At 67.7% G+C, this 23,593-nt stretch carries 19 protein-coding genes; 9 read left to right on the top strand and 10 right to left on the bottom strand.

Annotated features, from left to right (window positions below; genetic code table 11):
- Nucleotides 1-49 precede the first annotated feature (49 nt).
- Both ACFPO9_RS15500 and ACFPO9_RS15495 read left to right on the top strand, forming a co-directional pair.
- Entirely contained in the window at nt 50-1,957 is a 1,908-nt protein-coding gene (locus ACFPO9_RS15500; protein ID WP_379772015.1) for an autotransporter assembly complex protein TamA, read from the top strand.
- Nucleotides 1,957-6,396 (top strand): translocation/assembly module TamB domain-containing protein, encoded by a 4,440-nt coding sequence (locus ACFPO9_RS15495; protein WP_379772014.1) that lies wholly within the window; start codon nt 1,957-1,959, stop codon nt 6,394-6,396. Before ACFPO9_RS15500 ends, ACFPO9_RS15495 begins: the two co-directional genes overlap by 1 nt.
- Before the next feature lie 86 nt (nt 6,397-6,482).
- On the opposite strand, the gene ACFPO9_RS15490 is transcribed toward ACFPO9_RS15495, so the two are convergent.
- Together ACFPO9_RS15490 and ACFPO9_RS15485 are read right to left on the bottom strand one after the other, a co-directional pair.
- Nucleotides 6,483-7,448, bottom strand: coding sequence for an alpha/beta hydrolase (locus ACFPO9_RS15490; protein ID WP_379772013.1), 966 nt, complete (start codon nt 7,446-7,448; stop codon nt 6,483-6,485).
- A gap of 134 nt (nt 7,449-7,582) precedes the next feature.
- A complete protein-coding gene (locus tag ACFPO9_RS15485; RefSeq protein WP_379772012.1) occupies nt 7,583-7,747 on the bottom strand; it encodes a hypothetical protein in 165 nt (54 codons plus the stop codon).
- Nucleotides 7,748-7,849: 102 nt separating this feature from the next.
- Here ACFPO9_RS15485 and ACFPO9_RS15480 point away from each other — a divergent pair, with 102 nt between their 5' ends.
- The 4 genes from ACFPO9_RS15480 (at nt 7,850) to ACFPO9_RS15465 (ending at nt 11,044) form a co-directional block, all read left to right on the top strand.
- On the top strand, nt 7,850-8,374 hold the full coding sequence (locus ACFPO9_RS15480) for a CcdC protein domain-containing protein (protein WP_379772011.1): 525 nt from the start codon (nt 7,850-7,852) through the stop codon (nt 8,372-8,374).
- On the top strand, nt 8,371-8,883 hold the full coding sequence (locus ACFPO9_RS15475; protein ID WP_379772010.1) for a CcdC protein domain-containing protein: 513 nt from the start codon (nt 8,371-8,373) through the stop codon (nt 8,881-8,883). The genes ACFPO9_RS15480 and ACFPO9_RS15475 overlap by 4 nt, the downstream gene beginning before the upstream one ends.
- 10 nt (nt 8,884-8,893) lie before the next feature.
- On the top strand, nt 8,894-10,057 hold the full coding sequence (locus tag ACFPO9_RS15470; RefSeq protein ID WP_379772009.1) for a threonine aldolase family protein: 1,164 nt from the start codon (nt 8,894-8,896) through the stop codon (nt 10,055-10,057).
- An 81-nt stretch (nt 10,058-10,138) separates the two neighbouring features.
- The gene (locus ACFPO9_RS15465) at nt 10,139-11,044 is read left to right on the top strand and encodes a DUF535 family protein (RefSeq protein WP_379772008.1); all 906 of its coding nucleotides are present in this window, start codon (nt 10,139-10,141) and stop codon (nt 11,042-11,044) included.
- Nucleotides 11,045-11,097: 53 nt separating this feature from the next.
- On the opposite strand, the gene ACFPO9_RS15460 is transcribed toward ACFPO9_RS15465, so the two are convergent.
- The 3 genes from ACFPO9_RS15460 to ACFPO9_RS15450 are packed head-to-tail and all read right to left on the bottom strand — an operon-like array spanning nt 11,098 to nt 16,002.
- A complete protein-coding gene (locus tag ACFPO9_RS15460) occupies nt 11,098-13,926 on the bottom strand; it encodes an ATP-binding protein (protein ID WP_379772007.1) in 2,829 nt (942 codons plus the stop codon).
- Nucleotides 13,927-13,931: 5 nt separating this feature from the next.
- Entirely contained in the window at nt 13,932-14,636 is a 705-nt protein-coding gene (locus ACFPO9_RS15455) for a hypothetical protein (protein WP_379772006.1), read from the bottom strand.
- Nucleotides 14,629-16,002 (bottom strand): hypothetical protein, encoded by a 1,374-nt coding sequence (locus tag ACFPO9_RS15450; RefSeq protein WP_379772005.1) that lies wholly within the window; start codon nt 16,000-16,002, stop codon nt 14,629-14,631. Before ACFPO9_RS15450 ends, ACFPO9_RS15455 begins: the two co-directional genes overlap by 8 nt.
- A gap of 272 nt (nt 16,003-16,274) precedes the next feature.
- Between ACFPO9_RS15450 and ACFPO9_RS15445 the strand changes: the two genes are divergently transcribed.
- On the top strand, nt 16,275-16,706 hold the full coding sequence (locus tag ACFPO9_RS15445) for a hypothetical protein (protein WP_379772004.1): 432 nt from the start codon (nt 16,275-16,277) through the stop codon (nt 16,704-16,706).
- An 11-nt stretch (nt 16,707-16,717) separates the two neighbouring features.
- On the opposite strand, the gene ACFPO9_RS15440 is transcribed toward ACFPO9_RS15445, so the two are convergent.
- Nucleotides 16,718-17,620: a LysR family transcriptional regulator gene (locus ACFPO9_RS15440; RefSeq protein WP_379772003.1), complete on the bottom strand. Its 903-nt coding sequence runs from the start codon at nt 17,618-17,620 to the stop codon at nt 16,718-16,720.
- 120 nt (nt 17,621-17,740) lie between these two features.
- On the opposite strand from ACFPO9_RS15440, the gene ACFPO9_RS15435 reads away from it, so the two are divergent.
- Nucleotides 17,741-18,496, top strand: a complete 756-nt coding sequence (locus tag ACFPO9_RS15435) for an SDR family NAD(P)-dependent oxidoreductase (protein WP_379772002.1) — start codon at nt 17,741-17,743, stop codon at nt 18,494-18,496.
- Between the two features lie 14 nt (nt 18,497-18,510).
- On the opposite strand, the gene ACFPO9_RS15430 is transcribed toward ACFPO9_RS15435, so the two are convergent.
- Nucleotides 18,511-19,275 carry a DUF3108 domain-containing protein gene (locus ACFPO9_RS15430; RefSeq protein ID WP_379772001.1) on the bottom strand — a complete coding sequence of 255 codons (765 nt, stop codon included), beginning with the start codon at nt 19,273-19,275 and terminating at the stop codon, nt 18,511-18,513.
- A 1-nt stretch (nt 19,276) separates the two neighbouring features.
- On the bottom strand, nt 19,277-20,431 hold the full coding sequence (locus tag ACFPO9_RS15425) for a DUF3108 domain-containing protein (RefSeq protein ID WP_379772000.1): 1,155 nt from the start codon (nt 20,429-20,431) through the stop codon (nt 19,277-19,279).
- 73 nt (nt 20,432-20,504) lie between these two features.
- On the opposite strand from ACFPO9_RS15425, the gene ACFPO9_RS15420 reads away from it, so the two are divergent.
- Complete coding sequence (locus ACFPO9_RS15420) at nt 20,505-21,146, top strand: PhaM family polyhydroxyalkanoate granule multifunctional regulatory protein (protein WP_379771999.1); 642 nt, start codon at nt 20,505-20,507, stop codon at nt 21,144-21,146.
- Here the strand turns inward: ACFPO9_RS15420 and ACFPO9_RS15415 are convergent, their stop codons facing one another.
- Both ACFPO9_RS15415 and ACFPO9_RS15410 read right to left on the bottom strand, forming a co-directional pair.
- A complete protein-coding gene (locus ACFPO9_RS15415; protein ID WP_379771998.1) occupies nt 21,147-22,817 on the bottom strand; it encodes a tetratricopeptide repeat protein in 1,671 nt (556 codons plus the stop codon).
- Nucleotides 22,814-23,557 (bottom strand): sensor histidine kinase, encoded by a 744-nt coding sequence (locus ACFPO9_RS15410; RefSeq protein WP_379771997.1) that lies wholly within the window; start codon nt 23,555-23,557, stop codon nt 22,814-22,816. Before ACFPO9_RS15410 ends, ACFPO9_RS15415 begins: the two co-directional genes overlap by 4 nt.
- Between the last annotated feature and the right edge of the window lie 36 nt (nt 23,558-23,593).

The following is a 23,593-nucleotide window of genomic DNA, read 5'->3' as shown; positions in this document are numbered from 1 at the left end:
CCACGTAGAGACACAAGCGCCGGCGCGACCACGGATTTTGGCACAAATCGTGTTGGCCGTGAACGCGCTATGCGCTTCCGTGGGCGCCGCGGCCCAATCGCCAGCCCAGCCCCAGGACCAGGCGCCGGCGCCGACCACGAGCAAGGGCCAGACCCAGAAGGAGCTGCAGGAAAAGGAGCACGAGCCCGCTCCGCCGCTGCCGGTCGAGGCGCCCGAGCAGCGCGCGGTCCGCTACGACGTCAAGATCGACGCTCCGCGCAAGCTGCGTGACCTGCTCGAAAGCAACCTCGACCTGATGCGCTGGCGCGGCAACCCGCGGGTCGATCTCGAACAGCTGCAGCGCCTGGTGCGCAACGCCCCCGAGGAGGCGAAGACCCTGGTCGCCACCGAGGGCTATTACACGCCCAGGATCTCGAGCGGACTGGATACGTCCGGCGCCACCCCCGTCGCGCGCGTGATCGTCGATCCGGGCCAGCCGGTGACGGTCGGCGACGTCGACCTCGAATTGCGCGGCTTCGTCCCCTTCAGCAAGGACGAAGCCCCCTTCGACGCCGCCGCCCTGCGCAACCGCTGGACCCTGCCGGTGGGCTCGCAATTCCGTACCGCCGACTGGGAATCGGCCAAGCGCGGCATGGTGCGCCAGATCGCGCAGTCGCGCTTCCCGCGCGCCCAGCTGATCGACTCCAGCGCCACCGTCGATCCGGACGCCCACCGCGCCCTGCTCAAGGTCGTCATCGACAGCGGCCCGGACGTGCACTTCGGCGCGCTGCGCATCGAGGGCCTGCAGCGCTATTCGCCCTCGATCATCCAGAACCTGAACCAGATCCACCCGGGCGACCAGTACAACGAAGCGGCCCTGCAGACCCTGCAAGGCCGCCTGCAGGACACCGGCTATTTCAGCACCGTCGAGGTCAGCCTCGACATGTCCTCGACCCTGCAGGAACAGGTCAGCGAACTGAACCAGGGCGATGGGCCCAGGGCGGAGGCGCCGTCCGGCCCGGTGACGATGCCGATCCTGGTGCGCGTGACCGAGAACAAGCGCAAGAACCTGTCGGTCGGCGTCGGTTTCTCGACCAATACCGGCGCACGCGCCCAGGCCAACTACGACAACCTGAACGTGTTCGGCAAGCGCATGAAGAGCAATGTGCTGTACGAGCAGCTGCACCAGCAGGCGCGCGCCGATTTCTTCTGGCCGACCACCTCGAACGGCTACAGCAACAGCGTCGGCGCCGGTTACGACCGCGAGGACGTGCGCGGTCAGATCACCCGCACCACCAGCATCCACGCCACCCGCGCCTGGGGTTCGCCGACCCTCGAGAAGAGCCTGCGCCTGGAAGCGCTGACCGAGCAGATCACCATCGACGACCAGCCGGCCACCCGCACCAAGGCCCTGCCGCTGACCTTCTCGATCACCAAGCGCAAGCTCGACAGCCTGCTTGTGCCGACCGATGGCTACATCGCCAACCTGCAGCTGGGCGCGGCTCCGCTGCCGATCCTGACCGACGAACCCTTCGTGCGCGCCTACGTGCGCGGCGTCGTGTTCAAGCCGCTCGGACCGTCCGGCACCCTGATCCTGCGCGGCGAATTCGGCGCGGTCGGCTCCAAGGACAAGGACAAGGTGCCTTCGACCTTCCTGTTCCGCGCCGGCGGCGACCAGTCGGTGCGCGGCTACGGCTACCAGCAGCTGGGCATCCCGGTCGGCAGCGCCATCGCGCCCGGCCGCTATCTGCTCACCGCCAGCACCGAATACGACTATTGGTTCAAGCCGCCGTGGGGCGCGGCCGTGTTCGTCGACGCCGGCAATGCCGCCGACAACTTCAAGGACCTCAAGCCCAAGGTCGGCTACGGCGTGGGCGCGCGCTGGCGCAGCCCGGTCGGCCCGATCGCGGTGGACGTCGCTTACGGCAAGGCGGTGCACAAGGTCCGCCTGCACTTCTCTCTGGGATTCACCTTCTGATGAGCGACGAGACTCCGAAAACCGAACAAAAACCGCGCCGCTGGCCGCGCCGGGTCGCGATCGGCGTGGCCGTCACCGCCGCCGTCGTCGGCGGCGCCATCTGGTACGGCGGCCGCGAAACCACGCTGCAGATGATCGCCCAGCGCGTGGCGAATGCCAGCGGCGGCAAGCTGACCATCACCGGCGTCACCGGCTCGCTGTACGGCCACATGCACATCGGCCACCTGGTGTTCCGCACCGAGACGTCGCTGATGACGGCGGACGAGATCGACATCGACTGGAAGCCCTGGCAATACCTGTCGCGCGGCGTCGAGATCGGCAAGCTGTATGCGAAATCGCTGCGCATGGAAACGCTCAAGGAAAGCACCGAGCCGACCACCATGCCGACGCGCCTGGCGCCGCCTTTCAAGATCGCGGTCGACGATGCGCGCCTCGCCAGGGCGGTATTCGTGAACAAGGGCGCGGAAACGCAGATCGACGACATCCGCGCCGGCCTGCACGGCGACAAGCAGCGCTGGAAGCTCGATTACGCCAGGGCGAACACGCCCTGGGGCCGGGTGGCGGCCAGCGGCACCATCGCCAATGCGCTGCCGTATAAACTGAATGCGGATGCGAGCCTGGTTCAGGCCCCCGGTACGGTTGCCCCGCCCCCAGGCGCCGCGCAACTGAAATTGCACGCCGGCGGCGATCTGCAGAAGACGACCATCGACGCCAGCGGCCAGGCGGCGCGCGCCCAGGGCACCGCGAACCTGGTGCTGTCGCCGTTTGCCGAGATCCCGCTGCAGGCATTTACCCTGAACGCGAAGAACATCGATCCGGGCTTCTTCAACCCGACCCTGCCGACCGCCGACCTGAACCTGGCGGTGGCGGCGCGCCTGGACCCGAACCGCAACATCAGCGGCTCCGTGGACCTGACGAACGACGGCCCGCAGGGCACGATCGACCAGCAGCGCCTGCCGCTGCGGGCGATGCGCGGCCAGCTGGGCGGCAACCTCTCGTCCATGAAGATCAGCGACGTGCTGCTCGACCTTGGCGGCGCCGGGCGCTTCACGGGCAGCGGCAGCGTCGAACGCGGCGCGGATGAAAAGGGCATCGGCACCGCGCGCTTCGCGCTGCACACGGACCGCATCGACCTGAAGCAGATCCACGGCAGCATGAAGAAGACGGCGATCGCCGGCGACCTGGCGGTGGCGAACACCCAGGACACGCAGACCCTGAACGTGAACCTGGTCGACGCCGGCATGCGCCTGGTGGCGGAAGCGGCGTTGAAGGACAATGTGCTGAACCTGCGCGAGGCGCGCGTCTCGGCCGGCAAGGGCAGCGTGCGCGTGACCGGCAGCGCCAAGCTGACGGACAAGAAGCCGTTCAAGGCGAATGTGCTCGCTTCGCACCTCGACCCGGCCGCGTTCGGCGACTTCCCGAAGGCCGACATCAATGCCGAGATCAACGCTTCCGGCGCCCTCGCCCCGCAATGGCAGGTGGCGGCCGACTTCGCGCTGCGTCCGAGCCGCCTGTTCGGCCAGCCGCTGTCCGGCAAGGGCAAGCTGGATGCCGACGCCGGCGCGCCCGGCGGCGTGCATGTGCACGATGTGAACGCGAGCCTGGCGCTGGGCCAGAATACGGTGGACCTGCGTGGCGCCTTCGGCAAGCCCGGCGAGAAGATGGCCTGGCGCGTGGACGGGCGCCAGCTCTCGAGCGTGCGCCCCGACCTGTATGGCGCGCTGGTGGCGAACGGCGTCGTCAGCGGCACCATGGAAGCGCCGCGCACCAGCTTCGAGGTCGACGCGCGCAACCTGGGCTGGGTGGCGAATCAACGCAAGAACGACAACGGCAGCCTGCACGCCAGCGGCGAGGCCTGGCTGTCCGGGCCCAAGGACGCCAGAGCGGTCGAGCTGAAAGCCAGCGGCAACATGCAGAAGCTGAACCCGGCCGCCTTCGGTTCGCCCTTCGCCGGCAGCATCAACGGCGCCTTCGACGCCAGCGGCCGCACCGGCGCCAACATGGGCGGCTCGGTGAATCTCACGCTGCAGCAGTCGACCCTGGCGAATTCGCCGCTGTGGGGCGTGGCCAGGCTCACGGCCGACAAGCGCCACGTCTCGAACGCGGACGTCGACCTGCACCTGGGCGCCAACGTGGTGGCGGCGAAGGGCGCCTTCGGCAGCGGGCGCGACACCCTGAACTGGCGCATCGACGCGCCGCAGCTGGCCGCGCTCGGCCCGGACTACAGCGGCGTGCTGCGCGGTTCCGGGACCCTGTCGGGCACCATGGACACGCCTTCGCTGACCGCTTCCCTGGACGGCCAGAATTTGCGCCTGAAGGCCCAGAGCCTGAAGTCGCTGCGCGCCACCGCGAACGTCGGCTCGGGACGCGGCGCCGCCGATCCGCTGGCGCTCGACGTGCAGATCGCCGATTTCGTCAGCGGTGAGACGCGCATCGCCACTGCCCGCCTGCAGTCGACCGGCACCCGCGGCGCGCATGCGATCACGGCGTCGGCGCGCGGCGACGCCTTCGACGCGAATGTCGCGGTCAACGGCGGCTATAACGGCAAGTCCTGGAGCGGCACCCTGAGCGCCTTGCAGAACCGCGGCCGCTACGCCTTCGCGCTGGCGGCGCCGGCCCCCTTGCGCATCGCCGGGGCGCCGGGTTCCGGCGTCGCCGGGCTGGCCAAGCCGGAGAAAATCGACTTCAACAACGCCACCATCCGCCTGCCGGCCGGCTCGATCACGCTGCAGTCGCTGGCCAAGAACGGCGCGCGCTGGACCAGCCGCGGCAGCGCCACCGGGGTGCCGATCACTTATCTGGGCCAGGCCTCCGACGCGATCCGCCAGAACCTGCGCGGCGACATGACCCTCGGCGCCGACTGGGCGCTCGACATGCGCGCCCCCGCCGCCGCCGGCGCCGCACCGGCGCTGGACGGCAGCGTGCATGTGTTCCGCGAGAAGGGCGACCTGATCGCCGGCGACGTCGCCCCGGTGGTGCTGGGCCTGCGCCAGCTCGACCTGCGCGCTGACGTGAATGGCGGCGCCCTGCGCGCCCAGCTGGCGGTCGACGGCAGCCGCATCGGCACGGCCAGGGTCGACGCCACCGCGCAGATGATCCACGGCCGGCTCGACAACGACAGCCCGCTGCGGCTGACGGCGACCGCGAATCTCGGCTCGCTGGCCTGGGTCTCGCCGCTGATCGGCCAGCCGGGCCTGGAAGTGGACGGCGCACTGGCGCTCAACGTCACCGGCGCCGGCACCGTCGGCGCGCCGACCCTGAACGGCACCGTCAACGGCGACCGCATGGCGGTGCGCTGGCCGGACCAGGGCCTGCGCCTGCGCAACGGCCAGCTGCGCGCGGTGCTGGCCGGCGACCAGCTGCAGCTGCAGCGCTTCGCTTTCGAAGGCAACAGCGGCCGCGCCCTCATCGACGGCAATGTGCGCTTTGCCGGCGGCGAGGCCACCATGAACCTGAAGCTGGTGGCCGACAAGCTCGAAGCGCTGTCGCGCCCGGACCGCACCGTGATCCTCAGCGGCCAGGCGACGGTGGTGCGCGACGCCAGCCACTTCGCCGTCGAAGGCAATTTCAAGGCCGACCGCGCGCTGGTGGAATTCGCGCCGCAGGACCGCCCCACCCTGTCCGACGACATCATCGTGCTGGGCCGCGCCAATCCCAAGGAAGCGCCGGCGAAGAAAGGCGCGGCGGCGGCGCCGCTGACCATCGACCTGACCGCCGACCTGGGCGACGATTTCCACCTGCGCGGCATGGGCGCGGACGCCTACCTGGCCGGCAGCGTCCATGTGCGCAAGGTCGGCGACGGCGCGCCGCGCATCAACGGCAGCGTGCGGGTGGTGAGCGGCACTTATGCGGCCTACGGCCAGCGGCTGGCGATCGAACGCGGCGTCGCCACCTTCAGCGGCCCCTACGACAACCCCTCGATCGACGTGCTGGCGGTGCGCAAGCGCCCCGAGGGCGAGCAGCTCAGCGAGACCAATGTCGAAGCCGGCGTGCAGGTGCGCGGCACGGCGCTGTCGCCGACGGCCAAGCTGGTATCGACGCCCAACGTGCCGGACAGCGAAAAACTGTCCTGGCTGGTGCTGGGCCACGGCATGGAGGGAACCACCGGCAACGAGGCCGACGTTCTCAGTGCGGCCGCCGGCGCCCTGCTGGGCGGCAAGGGCGGCACCGGCGGCATCCAGAGCAAGCTGGCGAACGCCCTCGGCGTCGACGAATTCGGCGTGCGCCAGGGCGCGGGCCAGGAGACCGGCCTCGCCAACACGGTGGTCACGGTCGGCAAGCGGATTTCGTCACGCCTCTACCTGAGCTTCGAACAGGGCGCCGCCACCGCCACCAGCGTGGTGCGGCTGCGCTACAAGCTCACGCCGCGCATCACCCTGGCGCTGCAGACCGGCACCAACACCGCGCTCGACGTGCTCTACTCCTGGGCGTTTGACTAACAACAAACCGGGGTCAGACCCTCGATTTTGGCAACTTTCCGCTGACTATTTCCAAAAATCGGGGTCTGACCCCGGTTTGAGTTTTATCAGGGGTGGGCGGCTTTCAGGAAGCCGACGATGACCGGCGCCAGCTGCGGATGCAGCGGCAACGCCGGATCGCCATACGAAGCCACCGGATTCGGCACGTCGGCCGCCACCGCCTTCAGCACATGGTTCATGCCCGGGATGATCGCCAGCTGCGCATCCGGCCTGGCCGCCTTCAGCGCCTGCGCCTGTTCGACCCCGACCTGGATGTCGGTCGTGCCCTGCACGATCAGCACCGGCATGCGCAGCGCGGCGATGCGCGCGGCCGGCACGTACTGCATCCACGAAATCATGTAGGGCTGCACGCTGGGCCGGTAGAAGGCCATCAGCGCGGGCGGCACCTCGGCCACCGGCTTGCCCTGCTCCAGGCTCGCGAGGATGCGTTCGTTGTCGGCCGCCAGCGGCGGCGGCAGCTTGCCGGCCAGCTGCTTGCGCAGCACCGCACCCGGGCTCTCGGCCACGCCGGCCAGCGACACGTAGGCCGCGGCGCCCGCGCGCTCGGCCGCCAGCATGCCGATCAGGGCGCCCTCGCTGTGGCCGATCACCGTCACCGACGTAAAACGCGGGTCGGCCTTCAGCTTCGCGATCCAGGCCGCCGCATCGTCGACATAGGTGTCGAAGCGCAGCTGGACCTCGTCCAGCATGGCGGCCTTGCTGGCGCCGATGCCGCGCTTGTCGTAGCGGAGCGAGGCAAAGCCGGCCTGGGCCAGTGCATCGGCCAGCATCTTGAGGCCGTCGTTGTGGCCGGGGAGCATGGCGTTGTTACCGTCGCGGTCCGTGGGGCCGGAACCGGCGACGATCAGCACCACCGGCGCCTTGCCCTTGCCCGCCGGCAGGCGCAGGCTGCCGTGGACGGCGCCGCTGGCCGTCTCCAGTGTCATCGCCTGTTCGCCGGCCGGTGCGGCCACCGCCTGCGCGGCCGCGGCCGCGGCCAGCACCAACATCGCCCAACATTGCATGAATCGCATCGTCATCTCCTAGTTTGAAAAATATCTAATTAGACATTCATCTAAATACTAGGCCGACAAGTTTCCGCTGTCAATTCAAAAATGTCCTGATGGATTTTTCCAAAACCCGGGGTCTGACCCCGGTTTGGGCTTGATCAATGCCGCGTGATGCTGGGATTCGGGTCGGTCGGCGGCTCGTCGTTCATCGGGGTGCGGATCGGCGGCTGATGGGGGTCGGGCGTATCGAATGGCTCCTTGGGCGGCTCTTCGATGGGCGCCGGATCGGGGGCGCGGTGCGCGTGGATGGTGGCTGCAAACATGGTTGATTTCTCCGGATTTCGAAGCCAAAACATTAGCATGCAGGGCGGTTTGCCGACGCCCGGCTGGATTACAATGGCGGATTCGACATGAAGGAATTCGTCATGCTGCCTACGCCCGTCGTTGCCGCCGTCCTTGCTCCGTTCGTGCTGTGGCGTGTCTACAGCCGCATCAAGCGCCTGACGACGCGCCAGCGCTCCAAGACCTGGCGCCATCGCACCACCCTGGTCTTTTTCCCGCTGCTGCTCCTGCTGCTGGCGGCCGCAAGCCTGAAGGCGCCGATGGCGCTGGCCGGCATGGGCGCCGGGCTGGCGGTCGGCGTCATCCTGGGCCGCATCGGCAGCAAGGGCACCAGATTCGAGCAGCAAGGCGATGAATACTATTTCACACCGCACGCGCCGATCGGCATGCTGGTCGCCCTGCTGTTCCTCGGCCGCATGGGCTACCGCGCCTACCAGGTCCTCGAGGCGAACGGCCAGCTCGCGCACCACGAGTTCGTCAGCAGCCCGCTGACCCTCTGCATCTTCGGCGTCCTCGCCGGTTACTACATCACTTTCGCGGCCGGCCTGCTTGCCTGGCGCAAGCGCACAGCCGCCGCTACTGCCGCCGCCCCCGCCACTGCCCAATGAGCATCACCACTGCCGCCCTCATCCTCCTCGTTCCCGTTCTGGTCTGGCGCATCTACCAGCGCCTCAAGACCCAGATGATGCGCCAGCGTTCGATCATGTCGCGCCACTACACCGGCCTGCTGGTGTTCGGCGCGATGGTGCTGGTGCCGCTCGCCGAACTCGCCGACCGCCCCCTGTCGCTGGCGGCGCTGGCGCTGGGGGCAATCGCCGGCATCGGCCTCGGTACCTACGGCTTGCGCCGCACCCGCTTCGAAGACACCCCGGAAGGCTATTTCTTCACGCCGCCCATGCGCATGGGCATCCTGGTGGCGATGCTGCTGGTGGCGCGCGTGATCTACCTGGGCATCGAGATCTACATGAACCAGGGCAGCAGCCGCCCGAATCCGCGCTTTTCGGACAGTGAGGCGACGATGTTCTGCGTCGGCCTGACGGGCGCCTATTTCTGCACCTTCTCGGCCAGCCTGATGCGCTGGCGCCAGCGCCTGCGCAAGGCGGTCGACAACGCATAAAGGACAGCCCATGACGCTGAACCGCCGCAGTTTCCTTGGAGCCGTACCGATCGCTTCACTGGGCCTGGCAGCGGGCAGCGTCCACGCGCAATACGGCGCCGCCGCAGCGAATGCCACGCCGGCGCCCGCCACGGAGATGGACACCCTGGTCGTGCTGGCCGGCGATGCCCTGCCGCGCAGCCTGGCCGCCGAGCCCGCGCGCCTGCAGGCCCTGCTCGACAAGCATACGAAACCGGGCGACGGCTACCTGGCCGGCGGGGCAGTCGCGGAACTGGAAGCGAAGTTCTCGGCCCTGCTCGGCAAGGAAGACACGGTCTTCATGCCCACTGGGACCCTGGCCAACCACATCGCCCTGCGCCTGCTGTGCGGCGAGAACCGGCACGCGCTGGTACAGCAGGAAAGCCACGTCTACCGCGACGAGTCGAACACCGTGACCACCCTCAGCGGCATCAACCTGGTGCCGCTGGCGCCGGGCAAGGCGGCGCCCACGCTGGAAGAGATCAGGGCGGCGATCGAGCGCGCCGAAGTCGGCCCCTATCCGATTAAGGTCGGCGCGATCGCCCTCGAAAGCCCGGTGCGCCGGGCCCAGGGCGCAAGCTTGACGCCGGCGCTGGTGGCCGAGATCGCGCAGACCGCGCGTGCAAACAAGATTCCCCTGCACCTGGACGGCGCGCGCCTGCTGCTGATGAGCGGCATGGCCGGCTTCCGCGTCAAGGACTATTGCGCGCATGTCGACACGGTCTATGTCTCGCTCTACAAATACCTCGGCGCGCCTTTCGGCGGCGTGCTGTCCGGTTCGAAACCGCTGATGGCCAAGGCGCGCGAGCTGCGCCACCTCTTCGGCGGCGCCATCTACCACGGTTGGCAGGCCGCCCTGCCGGCCCTGGACGCCCTGGACGGCGCCGAGGAACGCTATGCCCGCGTGCGCGCGGCCGGCGAACGCCTGATGGCGGCGCTCGAGCGCACGCCGGGCTTCAAGGTGAAACGCATCGAGAACGGCAGCAACCTGGCCGTGCTGGAAATCTCTCCGGCGCGCCAGGCCGGCCTGGAAGAGCGCCTGCAAAAGGCGAATGTGCGGCTCGGCAAGCTCAACGACGGGAAGGCGCAGCTGGGCTTCAACGAATCCATCCTGCGCCGCGATACGGATTACCTGCTCAAGGCCCTGGCAGGCTAGCAGGATAGCTTGTTCCACTCCAATACCGCGCTACCCGGTCCGGGAGACAATTGCATTATTTGCAATAATACCGGATCCTCGATGGTGTTCACTCTCCTCGCCAGGCACTGGCTGGCGCGTCGCCACTATCCGCTGCCCTCCTGGCTGGCCTGCGTCGCGCGCAGCCTGCGCGTGCTGCTGTTCCAGCGCGCCCACCGCCAGCTGCTGGCGCTCGACATCCACCGCCGCTACGTGGCCCTGGCGCACGACGACGTCTTCCACCACCTGAGCCACCGCCACTATCTGGCCAGGGGCATGTCGCTGCGCCAGCGGGTGCGCTGCGTGCTGGCCCATTACCGCTTCGAGGAAAGCGCCTTCGACGCCGCCTACAAGCATGCGGTGTACCGCAACGGCGGCCTGCTGCTGTGGCGGCACGAAGACCGGGAGGCCGGCTGGTGTTTCACGATCCGGCTCGAGATGGCCTCGCGCCTGTGCGCGGAAGGCGACCTGACGATCGCCATGTGCGCCAACGCCAGCTGCCTGCACCGCCTGTCCTTCAGCTGGGTCGAGGGCGCCTTTGCCGGCCTCGATGCGTCCGTGGTCCCCTTCATTGCGCGCAACCAGGGCCACCGCGCCGACGTCGCCGATGCCTTCAGCGCCTTCGGCCTGGCCTTCCCCCACAACTCGCCCAGCTACTTCTGCTTCGCCGCGCTGCAGGGCATCGCCGAGGCGCTCGGTTTCAGGCAGATCGCCGCCATCAAGGCCGGCTGGCAAAGCGCCTGGACACCCGCCGACGCCAGGCATTTCGCGAATGCCTACGACGGCTTCTGGGAGACCCTGGGCGGCGTGCCGCTGGCGGGCCGCTGCTGGCGCATCGCCCTGCCCCTGCAGCTCAAGCCCCTGGCGGAGATCTCGTCCCGGCACCGCAAGCGGGCGGCGCTGCGGCGCGAGCACTGGCAAACGGTCGGAGAAATGGCGCGCCTGGCCTTGCAGCGGCACACCCAATAAAAACGGCCGGCGTCCACCGGATCGCCGACCGTCTCGGACGCGGCTTGCGCAGCTTACGCCGCCTTCGCCTCGTCCCCCGCCTGGCGGCGCTGCAGCACGAAGATCGGCTGCGCCCACTGCGTGTCCTTCTTCTTCTTGCTGGTGATGAGGGTCAGGTCCGACGGGTCGTAGACGTCCGTGTTGTGGGTCAGCGGCGTCGTCATCAGGTACTGGGCGTCGGTGTTCTTCAGGAACTCGCCGACCAGCTGGATGTTGCGGATGTCCAGGTGGGCGAAGGGTTCGTCGATGAACACGAAGCCGCCGGAACCTTCTTCCGACTTCAGCAAGCCGATCAGCAGCACCAGCGACTTCATGACCTGCTGGCCGCCCGAGGCTTCGCCGTCGTTCATGCCGATCTGGCCCTTGCCGTCGAACTTGAAGCGCACGTGCAGGCCGGCCTGGGCCAGCTGCAGGTCGTCGTTCTCCAGGCGCACCGGATCCACCGTGACTTCGATGTTGGCCAGCTCGCCCAGCTCGCGGATGTTCTTGGTGTAGGTCTTGATCGTGTAGCGCAGGCGCTCGATATAGGCGCCGCGCGCGTTGTCCGTGGCCTCGATCGCGCGGTTGTTCTGGTAACGCCGCTCCTCGGTCTCGTTCTGGCGGTTCGACAGCTGGTCGTTCAGGCGCGCGTACTGGTCGATCACGGTCGGATCGTGTTCCCAGTCGCTGCGCGCCAGCGAGGTCTCGAGCGAACCCACGCGCAGCTTGACCTGGTGCGTGTTCTGGTGCGCGGCCACCAGCGCGGCGCGGCGCTCCGGCTGGCGCCAGGCCTTCGGCACGTGGCGCCAGTTGCGGCGCAGCTCCAGCAGGGCGCGCGCATGCTCGCTGCGCTGGTCGATCTGGCGGCGGTGGTTCAGGCGCATGCCGGCTTCCGCTTCCGACAGGGCCATGCGGGCGTTCTGCCACACGGTGTCGGCGCGGGTGCGGGTGACGGTCGCGTTCTTGGTCAGCACCTGCAGCTCGCCCAGGCGCGCGCCGACTTCCAGGCGCTCGGTCTTGAGCGGCTCGATGGCGCGCAGGGCTTCCTCGAACTCGGCCTGGCGCGCGCTCAGTTCCTTGACGGCGTCGACGCCGGCGATGCGCACGCGCAGCGCCGACACCTCGGTCGCCAGCTTGCTGATTTCCAGCGTCAGCTTGTCTTCCTGGGCTTCCAGGGCGGGCAGCGTTTTCTGGATCGCTTCCAGGCGCTGGGTTTTACCAGCCGCGCCGAAGCGGTAGCGCGAGGGCTCGACGAACAGCGAGCGTCCGCCACGGCGTTCGCGGTGGTAGGCGTCCGGCGTGATCCACTCGTCGGCATCGCTCTTGAAGCCCTGGTCGACCGATTCCACGCGCTCGATGCGCTCGAGCTGGTCGATCAGCCAACCCGGCGCCTTGGAGCTGAAGCGCACCACGGACAGCAGGGTGTCGTCCTTGACCACCGGGGCGCTGACGCAATCCGGCACGATGAAGTGGCGATAGCGTTCTTTTTCCGCCAGCTTGTAGGCGGCCGGCGCGTCCTTCGCGCTTTCCAGCAGCACCACCGAGGCATAGCCGCCCAGCACACCCTCGACCGCGCCCTGCCATTTCGGGTCGGTCACTTCGACGATATCGGACAGCATGGCGTGGCGGATGTTCGCATCGTTCAGCGCGCGGCGCATCAGGCGCTGGGCTTCCGGTTCCGGCATCGAGCTCTTGCCCTGCAGGGCCGAGATGGTCGACATCGCCTCGGCGATCCTTCCGCCCAGGTTCTCGCGCTCGGTCTTCTTCTTCGACAGCTGCGCTTCTTTCGCTTCCAGCTGGCTTGAGACCTCGGCGATGTCGGCGCCGGAGTCGGCGGCCAGCTTCTGCAGGCGTTCCTTCTGCTCGAGCAGGCTTTCCAGCGGCTTGAGCTTGCGGTTGACTTCCGTCAGGCGGCCGGCCAGCGTGTTCGCTTCCTGCTCCAGCTGGACTTCCTGCTGCTGGGCCTCGGTCAGCGCGCGCTGCTGGGCCGCCAGCGCGTGGCGCTTTTCGGCCAGCTGGCTGTCGGCCTGCACCAGCGGCTTCTTCGCTTCGCGCAGGGCGCGGCTGGCCTGGCCCGCCTTTTCACGGGCTTCGTGGTATTCGAGGCTGGGCAGCGCTTCTTCCACCAAGGCCTGGCGTTCCTTGTTCAGGTCTTCCCACTGGTGATAGTTGGCGACGCGCAGGCGCAGGCCTTCGAGGTTGATGCGGGAAGTCTCCAGCTCGGCCTCGAAGCGCTTCAGCTCCGATTCGGTGTCGCGCTGGTGGCGCTTGGCTTCGTCGTAGGCGTCCAGCACTTCCTTGTCGCCGAAGACCTGGAACACCAGGTCCAGCAGCTGGCGCGGCGAGTATTCGCACAGCTTGTCGGTCTCGCCCTGCTCCAGCGCCAGCACTTTCGACATCGCCGGCGACAGGCCCGCCGATGCGAGACGCTTGCGGTAGTTCTCGACGCCCAGCCAGTCGGTGGCCTCGGTCACTTCCTCGATGTCGATATTCCCCGGCCGCATCAGGTACTGGCGCTTCCAGTCGCCGCCGTTCTTCTGCACCTGGCAGAACAGGGTCACTTCGTCGTCGCTGAAAAAGCCGCTGTGGCGGAACGGACGGTTCGACAGCTGGCGGCCGGAGGCCTTGTTGTCGACCACCGCGCGGATCCAGGCGCTCTGCTGGCCCGAGTGGCGCGCATAGTGCTTATAGGTGCGGCCCATCGAGCAATCGAGGCCGAACAGGGTGCGCAGCGCGTCCAGCAGCGTGGTCTTGCCGGAACCGTTCTGGCCGGCGATGGTGATGATCTTGGCGTCGAGCGGGATGTTCTTGATGCGCTGCCAGTAGTCCCAGTGGACCAGCTCGAGAGATTTGATGTGGAACATGCGCTTTACTCCTGGGGTTCTTCGGCGACGACGGGGTCAGCGTCGTTGGCTGCTTCGCTGACGACGCGGCGCGGCACCACGGCGGTCGGGGCGCGCTTGAACACGTCGGCCAGGGCGCCGTTGATGATGCGCTCCTTCAGCAGGTCGGTGTCCATCAGCAGGTCGAGCAGCGGGCCTTCCAGGATCACGTCGCCGCGGCGCTCGATGAAGCCGAGCTTGGACAGCAGGCCGAGGTTCATGTCCATGCGGGTCTTCTTGCCCAGCTTGTCGCCGAAGTCGGCCAGCAGCGCGGTGTAGGAGATGCCGATCGAGGTGTCTTCGGCGCGCGGGATCGGGTTGTCCTTGTCGAACATGTCCGACTGGTCGACGTCGATCGCCTGGTGGGTTTCCTGGCGCTGGCGCTTGGGCAGGATGATCTGCGCCCACAGCACCACCAGCAGGGCCACGCCGTCGCGGGTCAGGCCGAAGTTATTGTTCTGCCAGATGTCCCGGGCGCCGAAGATCTTCGGTTCGACGTTGCGGTGCAGGGCCAGCGTGACGTGGTCGGCATACACGTTGTCGATCAGCTTCAGGCCGGATTCCAGCAGGCGCTTGTCGATCTCGGCGCGGAAGGTATCGTCGGACAGCGCGCGCTTGACCATCTTGTCGTCGCGGCGCAGGGTCTGGTGCGTGAGCAGTCGCGCAATCAGGATTTGTGCGTCGTCATTCATCTTCTTTACTGTCCAGATCTAGATTCAATGAGAGGGTTGCGCGCGACATCGCCATCACGTGCGGGTCGTCCAGCTGCACCATCTCGTCCTCGGACGAGAACAGCACCGGCAGGCGCGCCAGTTCGGCGGTCGGGCCCTGCAGGCTGGCCTCGGCGGGGTCGCCCAGCAGCGGCAGCAGCGAGGCGCGGTAGGACGCAATCGCGAAGCTGGCCGGCAGCAGCGAGTCCTGGATCGCCACGCTGCGCGGCGCACCCTCGGCCATCACCGGGAAGTTATCGAGGTTGGCGAAGTCCGCCAGGCGCTTGATCCAGTCGTCGAGCTCCGCCTGCATCGCCGGGTTGTCGTTGATGGTGGTCGGGGCGTCTTCGCCGCTCGGCAGGCCGCCCGGCGCGACGTTGACGGCGCGTTCCGTCATCAGCTCGGTCTCGGCGACGTCGATCATCTCGGCCGGCGTGACGAACAGCGGCAGCACCGGACGCTCGATCGCGCCCTCGGCCAGGCCGGCCAGGTCTTCGTGCGCCAGCAGCCAGCGCTTGATGTCGGTGGTCGACAGGCCCGACTGGCCCAGGTGCACGCGCTGGCGCTCGATCTGGTTCAGCGCGCGCGAGAACATGCCCTGCATGTTCAGCAGCGAGGACTGGGCGCGGCCGATCGCCTGCGCCGCCTTGTGCGTGGCCGCATCGGCTTGCTCGCTTGAGGTGATCGCGCGCAGGATCGTCGAGCCCTTCTCGACCCAGTCGCAGGCCATGTGCCACTTCGCCTGCGAGGCGCGCAGGCGGAATTCGGAACCCGAGGCGATGGCGTCGCGGAATTCCTCGTGCAGCTCGATCAGGCGGCCCAGCAGGTGCTTGAGCTGCTCGACCGTGACGCCGCCCACGGCCTGGGCGCCGGCCACCTGGGACAGCAGGAAGCCCATCTCGGCCTCGTCTTCTTCCGGTCGGCCCAGCGCCAGCAGGGTGTCGAGCGCGGCGAGCACGTTGCGCGCCAGCGGCGTGATGCGGTACACGGCGGCCGGATTGTCCCAGGCCAGCAGGCCGTGCGAACGCAGGCGGCCCAGCACCGTTTCCAGGCTTTCCGGGATCAGGTAGGCGAACTTGGTGTTGATGTCGGCGCGTGAGAACGCGGATTCGCCGGTTTCGGCGGCGAGCTCGCGCAGCACCAGCAGGCGCACGATCACGCCGTCCTGGCCACCGTGGAACAGGGCGGTGAACGCCTGCAGCATCGGCTGGGCGCGTTTCAGGTGATAGACCTGCTCGATCTCGTCCGGCGCCACTCCCTCCTGGAAGTGGGATTGCAGCGGATCGAGCTCGTCAGGCGCTATGGAATGGAGGTCGGCGGCGGCGGCGCCTGCCAGGTTGTCGATCATCGTAGGGCTTACCAGTTGCCGGTTTTGTAACGCGCGCGGCTGCCGGGGCGGAGTGCGCGGGGGCGTCAGTATAACAGTTAAGACCCGGCAACTAATAAAAGCGGCGCCCACATCTGCCTAATAAGCAACGGCAACAAAACAAGGCTTGACTTGCCAAGCAAGCAAGATTTGTGACGCGCAGTCATAAATGAAATCTCAGCCGCGCGCCCCCTCTTCCGGCACAGAAGGATAATGATGTTGCGATATTTACATCAGAAACTAAGGAGAACGCCATGTACCGAGCACTAGCGAACGCGGCCCTCGTCCTGGCCGTTTGCGCCATGTCACCCGCCATCGCCGCCGCCCAGCCGAAAGAGCAGAACGGCGTCACCTACATCAACGGCGGCGTCGGCACCGACGAGCAGAACGCCATGAAGGCCCTGAAGGCCGACTACAACCTGCGCCTGACCTTCGCCACCAGGCAGACCGGCGCCTACCGCTCCGACGTCCAGCTCGACATCGCCGACGCCAGGGGCGCCAGCGTGCTGAGCGTGGCGAACACGGGGCCGATGTTCTTCGCCAAGCTGCCGCCGGGGACCTACAAGATCAGCGCGGCGGCCGAGGGCAAGACTTTCAAGCGCACGCTGAAAGTGGGGAACGCGCCCAAGGAGATGGTTCTGCACTGGGAAAACGACTCGCCGGATGATCCGGGCATCCAGGATTAAGCCCAGGCAGCTCAGTCGAGTACCGAGCTGCCGTTCAAGCCCGGCGTGGCGGCGAACACCTCGGCCATGTAGTCGATGAAGACGACCGCGCGCTGCGGCAGCAGGCGCTGGGCCGCGTACACGGCGTGTATCGGCGTCGGCCCGGTCGCATGGCCGGCCAGCACCACGCGCAGGCTGCCGTCCCGCACCTGGTCCCAAACCATCCAGCTGGGCAGGTAGCCGATCCCGATGCCGCCGATGACCGCGCGCCGTATGCCTTCGAGGTTATTCACCCGCATGCGGCCGCCGACCTGCACTTCCCCTTCCCTGAACGGCCACCGGTCACCGCGCGCTATGTGGGTGTACAGGATGCATTCGTGCTGCGCGAGCGCGGCCGGCGTGTCCGGCGTGCCGCGGGCGTCGAGATAGGCCGTGCTGGCGACATGCACCCGTTCCGAACTGCCCAGGCGGCGCGCCCGCAGCGCGCTGTCGGCCAGCACGCCACCACGGACCGCCAGGTCCAGGCCTTCGGCAACCAGGTCGGCATACGCATCGCTCAGCAGCAGGTCGAGCTCGAGATCCGGATAGCGCGCCATGAAGCCCGGCATGGCCGCGATGATCTTTTCTGCGCCGAGCGCCTGCGAGCAGGCCATGCGCAGCAGGCCCTGTGGATTCCTTTGCCCCCTGGCGTCCGATTCGGCCTGCCCGATCAGGTCGAGCGCGGCGCGCGCCTGCTCGTAATAACGCTGGCCTTCCGGTGTCACGGCCAGGCTGCGCGTGGAGCGGTGCAGCAGCTGGGTGCCCAGGCTCTGCTCCAGGGCGGCGATGTTGCGGCTGACATTCGGCTGGCCGATGCCCAGCTCGCGCCCCACGGCCGAGAAGCTGCCGGTTTCGACCGCGCGCACGAAGCATTCCATCGCTGTTAATTTATTCATTTTATAGCCACCCGCTCCGGCATTCATGCGTTTTTTGCATGGACATTATGCGCGTTTGGCCTCTTATCGAAAAGCGCCCGGACGCGCACACTGGACCTCGTTCAAACAAAGGAGAACACCATGTCCAGGAAACTCGAAGGGAAAATCGCCGTCGTCACCGGCGGCAGCACCGGTATCGGCCAGGCCGTCGCCAAGCGCTTCGCGGCCGAAGGCGCGACCGTCTACATCACCGGCCGGCGCCAGGCCGAACTGGATGCAGCCGCGCAGGCGATCGGCGCCGGCGCCGTCGCCGTGCAGGTGGATTCATCCCGGCTCGATCAGGTACAAGGGCTGTTCGACCGCATCAAGGCGGAACATGGCAGGCTCGACGTCCTGATGGCGAACGCCGGCGGCGGCTCGATGCTGCCGCTGGGCCAGATTACGGAAGCCCAATTCGACGACACCTTCACGCGCAACGTCAAAGGCACGCTGTTCACCGTGCAGGCGGCCCTGCCCCTGCTTGGCGCCGGCTCCTCCGTCATCCTGACCGGCTCGACGGCGGCCAGCAGCGGCACCGAGGCCTTCAGCGTCTACGCCGCCTCGAAAGCCGCGGTGCGTGCGTTCGCGCGCAACTGGATCCTCGACCTGAAAGGCCGCGGCATACGCGTCAACACCCTCAGTCCGGGACCGATCAAGACCCCAGGCCTGGTGGAACTGGCCGGAACCGACGAAGCCAGCCAACAAGGCTTGCTCGATCACTTCGCGTCGCAGATTCCGATGGGCCGCGTGGGCGACCCCGACGAGATCGCCAAGGCCGCGGTCTTCCTGGCCTCCGACGACGCCAGTTTCATCACCGGCATCGAGCTATTCGTCGACGGCGGCATCGCCCAGATCTGAGCGGGGACGAAGGGCTAGCGCTTCGTGATCTTTTCGAGCGTCTGCTCGACGTAATCCCGCTCGTTGTCGACGAAGCGCAGCTTGACCGGATACCACTCCAGCGACGGCGCCAGCCAGATGTCCAGGGTCTGGTCCTTCGTGCCCGGCGGCGGTTCGCGCAGCACGTGGACGGTGTCGACCGTGCCGATGGCGGCGCCGGCCTGCACCTTTTCGCGGCCGATCACGCGGAAGGTCCAGGGGTCGGCGTCGTGCGGGCCGACCACGAAGAAGTCCCATTCCGAGCCGGTCCTGAACTTGTCCCTGGCCGCGCGCGCGAGGGCGACCAGCTGCCACGAGATCGAGACCCGGTCCTGCTCGCCGCCCTTGATCGGGTAGCTTTTCTTGCCGTCGCTGAAGCTGATGGTTTTGGCCTCGCGGTCGAAGCTGGCCGTGACCGGGTCCTTGCGGAAGCGCTTGTCGTAGTACTCGTTCGGGGCCAGGCCGAAGCTGTCGATCGTACCCTGGCTGCGGTTCTCGGTCAGCTTGCCCAGCAGGGCCACGCGCGAATCGGTGTTGATCGTGTACTTGCCCTCGCCCTGGCGCCAGCTCAGGGTGGCGTCTCCGTTCAGGGTGAAGCCGCGCTGGCGGGCGCTGATCGAGTAGGCCAGGTCGGCCGAGGGCGGCAGGTTGAAGGGGCGCACCTGCGACGGGTGCTCGTCGTCCGCCGCGGGCGCCGCATGCGCGGCCATCGTCGTCGCCAGCAGCAGACTCGCCCCGGCCAGTTTCCACATCTTGTTCATGTCAGCTTCCTGAATTCTTCATCACGATATTGTTCACGGTCTGGGTCGTCACCGCCCCGCTGGCTTCCAGGTTACGGATCTGCACCGGCATCCAGCCGTGATCCGGCGCCAGCCACAGGTCCAGGCGCGAGTTGTACGAGCCGGGCTTGGGCGGCCGCGCCAGGTGCCAGGTGGCGATCCTGCCCATGCGGGTGTCGATCTGTTCCTGGCCGAGCACCACAAAACTGAAAACGCTGGCGTCGCGGTCTTCGCCGACAAGGATGTCTATATTGCCCGACAATTGTTGCGGATCGCCGCGCGCGATCGCCGTCAGCTGCAGTGGTACGCTGGCCTTGTCCTGTGCGCCCCACACCAGCGGATAGTTCGCTTCGGAGGCCGAAAAACTCAGCCGGCCGGTGTTGCGGTTGAAGTGGGTGGCCGTCATCGACTTGCCGCGCCGCTTTTCCGTCATCAGGGCCGGCATGAAGCCCTCATCGCCGACCGTGCCTTCGCTGGTCAGCGTCAGCAGGTTCACGTGCGCGAACACGACCGTGATGCCGGCCTCGACGCGGATCTTGTAGGAGGTCGGCGTGAGCGTCCACGACAGCAGGGCGTCGCCGCTCCAGTTGGTGCCGTTCGCATCCGTGCGGGCGACGTCCATCTGGATATCGGCCGCCGGCGGCAGGTCGACTTTATACTTGCGCGCCTCCGGTGCGGGCTTGGCGGCCGGCTCCGCGGCTGGCTGCGCCGGCGCGCCGGCCTGGGACGATTGTACGTCGGCCACGCCATTCGGGGCGCTCCCCTGCCCCGCGGCCGGCGTCCCAGCCTGGTCGCCGGGCGCGGCGTCGGGAACGGGCGCGCGCGCGCCTTCACCTTCGCCGGCAGCGGCGGGCGCATCGCCGGCCTGCGCCACCTCCACCGGTTCCAGGGGCAGCGGCGGGATCGGCGGCGGCGGTTGCAGGACCGGCTGCGGCGGCTGCACGTCCGGCGCTTGCACCGGCGTGACGGGCGTCTTGAGCAGCCGCGCTTCGGCCGGCGGCGCCTCGCGCTTTGCCGGCTCGCGCGGCTTGCCGAGCTGCCCGCCGAACCAGTCCAGCAGCAGCAGGTGCAGCAGGACCGTGAGCGCGCCGAACACGATTTTCCGGCGGCGGCGGTTCGAGGCGATAGCGAGGCTCATCCGGCTAGTGTAACGTCTATGAGCGCCATTCGTTATCTGCTAGTCTTAAGCGAGACCATAACAGGAGACGATCATGCAGAAACCACCCGCCGCTAACATGCCTGGAATGACGGATACGCTGGACTTCGTCAAGAACCTGTGGGGTTCCATGAACCTCCCGGGCACGAACATGTCGGGCATGGCCGCGCCGCCGATGTCGGTGGAAGACCTCGACAAGCGCATCGCCGACCTGAAGGCCGTCGAATCCTGGCTGAACATGAACGTCACCATGCTGCGCGGGACCATCCAGACCATGGAAGTCCAGCGTTCCACGATGTCCACCCTGAAGGCGATGGGCGCCTCGATGGCCGAGGCCATGCGCCAGTCGGGCGTCAGCGCGGAGAAAATGGCGGGCATGCCTTTCGGCGCCTTGTTCGGCCAGCCGGGTGCGGGCAAGGAGGGCGGCGGCGGCGCGGCCCAGCCCGGCGCGCCGGCCCAGGACCAGCAAGCGGCGCCGGACCCGGCCGCGGCAATGGGCATGCCGGCGGCGTTGGCCTGGTGGAATATGCTTCAGGAACAGTTCACGCAGGCAGTGGCGACGGCGATGACGCCGGCGGATGGGGCGGCGAAGGCGGAGGCGCCGGCGCCGGAAGCGCCGACGGAACCGGCACCGCAGGCAGCGCCGAACGGCAACGGCCGTGCGCGCGGCGGCAAGCCGAAGGCCGACAAGGCGTAATCACGCCACCACGGCAACGCCGGCGCCGTCGGGCGCCGGCTGCAGATCCGCCAACTGCTCCATCAACTGCGCAAAGCGCTGCTGCCCCGGCAGCAGGTGGTCGACGTGGTGCAGCACGTCCTGGGCTTCGGCCCACAAATCCGCATCGTGGCCGTGCTGCTGCATGTGCGAGACCATGATCTGGGCCGCGTTGAACAGGATCCGCTGGTTGTTCGGCACCGCCTTGCGCGCATTGCGCATCCACTCGACGGCCTCGGCCAGCTTGCCGGTCTTCCACAGCAGCACGCCCTGGTTCATCAGGTCCGCCGCTTCCTTCTTCGAGCTGCGGATCAGGGCCAGGCCCTCCTCGCCCATGCGGGCCTTCTCGAAGATCGCCTGCACCTCGTCCAGCAGCAGCGGGTTGTCGTGGTTGTTGCGGATCACGTAGCACAGCAGCTCGACCGGCGCATCCTTCACGCCCACCGCGAACAGCAGGGTCGCCAGCTCCAGGCAGGTGCCGGTGTCGGGGCGTTCCGGGGTCAGCTTGAGCATTTCTTCGAGCTCGTCGCCGGCCTTGCGCGCACGCCGGTAGTCGCCGCTCTCATGGTAGACCAGGCCTTCCGTGATCTTCGCGCGCAGCGGGAGGTCCGGGTGCTCGTGGCCGAACTCGCGCTGGGCCGTCATGAGCAGCTGCAGCGCTTCCTTGGTGTCGTTCTTCTGCCCGCAGACGCGCGCCAGCCCGAGGTAGGCGTCCGGCGTCTTCATGATCGAGTACTCGCCGATCGCGATGCATTTGCGGAAGGCCTTCTCGGCCATCTGCACGTTGCCCAGCTTGAGAGCGATGTTGCCCAGGTTGCGCTGGCGCGTCACCGAATTCGGCGACAGTTTCGCGGCGCGTTCCAGGATCGCCCCGGCTTCTTCCATCTTGCCCATGTTCTGGTAGGCGGCGGCCAGCTGGTCGTAGGCGTCGATGTAATAGCGGTTCTCGGCGATCACGCTCTGGAAGATCTGGCGCGCCTGCTCGAACTCGCCGTTGGCCATGCGGATCTTGGCCAGGCCGGCGCGCGCCCACTGGTACTCGCGCTGTTCCAGCACCTGCTCATAGACTTCGCGCGCCCTGGCCGGCTGGCCGCTCTTTTCCATCAGCCTGGCCTTCATGCGCAGCAGCTCGAGCTGGTGGATCTTGTCGCTGCCGATGCGGGCGTCGCACAGCCTGGCCGCGCGCAGGTAGTCCTTCTCGGCGCAGGCCTGGTCGATGGAGCGGAACACCTGCTTCTTGTGCCACACGCGGTTCAGGCGCGTCAGCAGCACGCCCTCGGTGATCGGCTTGATCAGGTAGGCGTCGGGCTGGTGCTCGGCGGCGCCCATCACCGATTCGACGCTCTTCTCGGCCGACACCATCAGCCACACGGTGCTGGGGTTGACCAGGTTGCGCACGCGCGCTTCTTCCAGCACCTGCTGGCCGTTCTTGCCGTCGCCCAGGTTGTAGTCGCACAGGACCACGTCGTAGCGCACGCGGGACAGCAGGCCCATCGCCTCGCCGCCGCTCGAAGCCTGGTCGATGTTCCTGGCGCCCAGGCTGCGCAGGCTTTCGCGCAGCAGCTGGCGGATGCCGACGAAATCGTCGACCACCAGGTAGTTCTTGCCGGCCCAGTCGATCTCGGCGGCGCCGGCGGCGCTGACGGGGTTCATGGCAGCCTCAGGATGAAACAGCCGCCGCCATATGCCCCTCCATTCTCGAGGCGCAGGCTGCCGGCCTGGCCGCGGTGACGGTGCATCTTCGCGACCTTGCTGGAAAAGTAGAGGCCCAGGCCGGCGCTGTTGGTCAGGAAGTTGACCCCGCCCGCCACCTCGCGCGTGGCGATCGCGCCCGCCTTCAGCAGGGCCGGCGGATAACCGGGGCCGTTGTCCTCGACCCGCAGCTCGAGCCAGCCTTCGCTTTCGCGGATCGCCAGGCGCACGCAGTCGCAGGTGTAGTGGATGGCGTTGTTGATCGCATGCGAGAGCACGCCGACCACCAGGTCTTCGTCCAGGTGCCAGATCAGGCCGGGGTCGTAGTCCAGTTCGAGCCGGATGCCGCGCGACTTCAGCAGCACGCGGCCGATCGCCACCACCTGCTCGACCAGCTGGCCCAGCTCGACCGGCTGCAGGTCGAAGGGATAGTCGGGCTTGCCGACCTGCTTGTACAGGGCCAGCAGCTGCATCAGGTTGTCGTTCAGGCGCTTGGTCTGGTACAGCATGTGCGCCATTTCCGGATAGGCCGAGTCGCCCTTCGGCGAAGAAGGCGAAGGCGGCGCGACCAGCAGGCGCTCCAGCGTGCCGGACAGGACGCTGAGCGAGTTCTTCATGTCGTGCGCGGTCGATGCGAGAAACAGGAACAGGTCGTGGGTATCGGGCGTGTCGGGCGGCGTGTCGGCCAATAGGTCGTCCATTTCAACCTTTCAATGTGTGAAATGTTGCTGGACGTC

Origin of the sequence: Massilia aerilata, from assembly GCF_042656905.1 — a bacterium.
Lineage (GTDB): Bacteria > Pseudomonadota > Gammaproteobacteria > Burkholderiales > Burkholderiaceae_D > Telluria > Telluria aerilata.
This window is presented reverse-complemented; position numbering and strand designations above follow the sequence as displayed.